Source organism: Rhabdochromatium marinum, from assembly GCF_016583795.1.
GTDB lineage: Bacteria > Pseudomonadota > Gammaproteobacteria > Chromatiales > Chromatiaceae > Rhabdochromatium > Rhabdochromatium marinum.
Map to the genome: position 1 here is coordinate 1 of NZ_NRRS01000147.1, position 2078 is coordinate 2078.

The 2078-nt window shown below is 60.3% G+C and carries 2 protein-coding genes; one reads left to right on the plus strand and one right to left on the minus strand.

The annotated features are described in order from the left end of the window. Positions 1-797 (plus strand): RNA-guided endonuclease TnpB family protein (locus CKO36_RS18800; RefSeq protein WP_200286435.1); only part of this gene is annotated, 797 nt, incomplete at its 5' end. A 35-nt stretch (positions 798-832) separates the two neighbouring features. Here CKO36_RS18800 and CKO36_RS18805 read toward each other — a convergent pair. Then, complete coding sequence (locus CKO36_RS18805; protein WP_200286436.1) at positions 833-1915, minus strand: EAL domain-containing protein; 1083 nt, start codon at positions 1913-1915, stop codon at positions 833-835. Positions 1916-2078 lie beyond the last annotated feature (163 nt).

The following is a 2078-nucleotide window of genomic DNA, read 5'->3' on the forward strand; positions in this document are numbered from 1 at the left end:
ACGAGGACCGCATCGAAGTCCACTACACCATCGAAGTCGAAGCCAAACAGGACAGCGGCAAGCGCACCATTGGCGTCGATAAAGGCTACTCCGAGGTGCTGGTCGATTCCGACGGCGAGCACCACGGCCAGGAACTGGGCCAAATACTGACCGAGCAATCCGACACGCTCAAAGCCAAATACCAGCGCCGCGCCAAACTGCGCGCGCGCGCCAACAACACCCGCAACCCGCGCAAGCGCGAGCACATTCGCCGGTTCAACCTCGGGCGCAAGAAGCTCAACCGGCAGATGGATAAGACCCACGCGTGCATCCGCGACATCGTGTTCCAGTCGGTGAACAAAGTGGTCGACAAAGCCGCCGTGATCGCGGCAGAAGATCTCACCGCCCCGATGGCAGGCAAGTCCTTCGGCAAGAACGTCAATCGCCGGCTGGCGAGCTGGACGAAAGGCGTCATTGCCGAAGCACTTGACAGTGTTTCACACCGTCGAGGTTCGACGGTCGTGCTGGTCAATCCGGCCTATACCTCGCAAATCGATTCCCGCAACGGATGCCTACTCGGCAAACGCCAGGGGGATCGGTTTGACTGTTTCGACGGGGAGGTGTTGGACGCCGACCAGAACGCTGCGCGAAACGTGCTAGCACGCTTAACCGATCCGGACATCGAGCGGTTCACGCCGTATCGAGCGGTGAAGGCGATCATGCAAGCACGGACTGAGCGCCTCCGGTTGGGACTGCTCAACCAGGACTCCAGTTGCTCGCCCGGTCAATCCCGCGTGCTATCAACGGAGAGCGAATGACCCAAAAACCACTATGAGCAACTTTGTTTAGGTTTTTAGGAGCAGTGATGCCAATCGTTGCTGAGTGCCGGTGGCGGATTGGCCGGTCGCGCGAATAAAAATCCCTGCACATAATCGACTCCGGCCTCGCGTAGCCATTCCCATTCAGCACGGGTTTCGACGCCCTCGCCCACAGTGGCGATGCCCAGTTGCCGCGCCATACCCACCAGTGCCGTCACAATCGCTTGTCGGGACGGACTGTGATCGATTTCGGTGATGAGTTCACGGTCGAACTTGACGATATCCGGATGCAGCCGCTCCAGCAGGGTCAAGGATCCATAGCCGGCGCCGAGGTCGTCGAGTGCCACGCGAAAGCCAGCGGCGCGGTATTCGGCGAGAATCGCCACCAGATCGCGAGTGTTGGCCAGTTCTTCGGTTTCCACTACTTCAAACACGAAACGCTCTGGCGCCCAGCCGGTGCGCTGTGCCGCCGCGATGGTGGTCCTTAGGCAAAAGGCCGGATCATAAATAGCGGTGGGTGTGAAATTGATGAAAATCGGGGTGGCTAGATTTAGGCGCTCGGCGGTATTGACGGCGGTTAGCCGTGCGGCCCGATCCAGATGGAACAGCAATTCGGCGGAGCGCGCGGCGGCAAACAGCGCGTTCGGCGCGACCATGCGGCCCTGATCATCGACTCCGCGCAGCAGGCATTCGTGGGCGTAGGCGCGGCTCGGGTCGGAGGCCAGCACAATGGGCTGAAAATGCATGGTCAGACGTTGGTTCTCCAACATATCCGCCAGCCATTGCCCCTGGGCCAGTCCGATCCAGCGGGCCAGCGGTTCTACTTCGGCCAGTACGCCGAGATCCGCGATTCGCCCTGGTGCCAGAAACAGCGCTTTGGTGTGCTGGGTTTCAGTTATGCTCAACCAGTTGCCAAGCTGATTGAGCACCGACTCTAGCTGGCCCGCGCCGACATCAATGATCACATGACCATGTTCATCGCAACGGTGCGACCAATCCGCCGCTGTGCGCAATGTGCCCAGTAGCTTGGTCCGTGAATGCTCCAGCGGCAGCGCCAGCCACAAGTGCCCGGCGCTACCAGGCAGCTTTGGAATCTGCTCACAACCCGCACAAGACACTGCTCACTCCCCCGTGATGTTTAAACAGAAATTCCACGTTAGTGCGCCAAGCGAAGCTTGGCGCTTCTTGCCGGGTGAAAGTCCCGGTCGGGTAAGGGCTAGCCACCCACCCGTATCGCGTGTTGCGCCTCTGGCGGATAGCGACGCTCTGGTCGGGAGACTG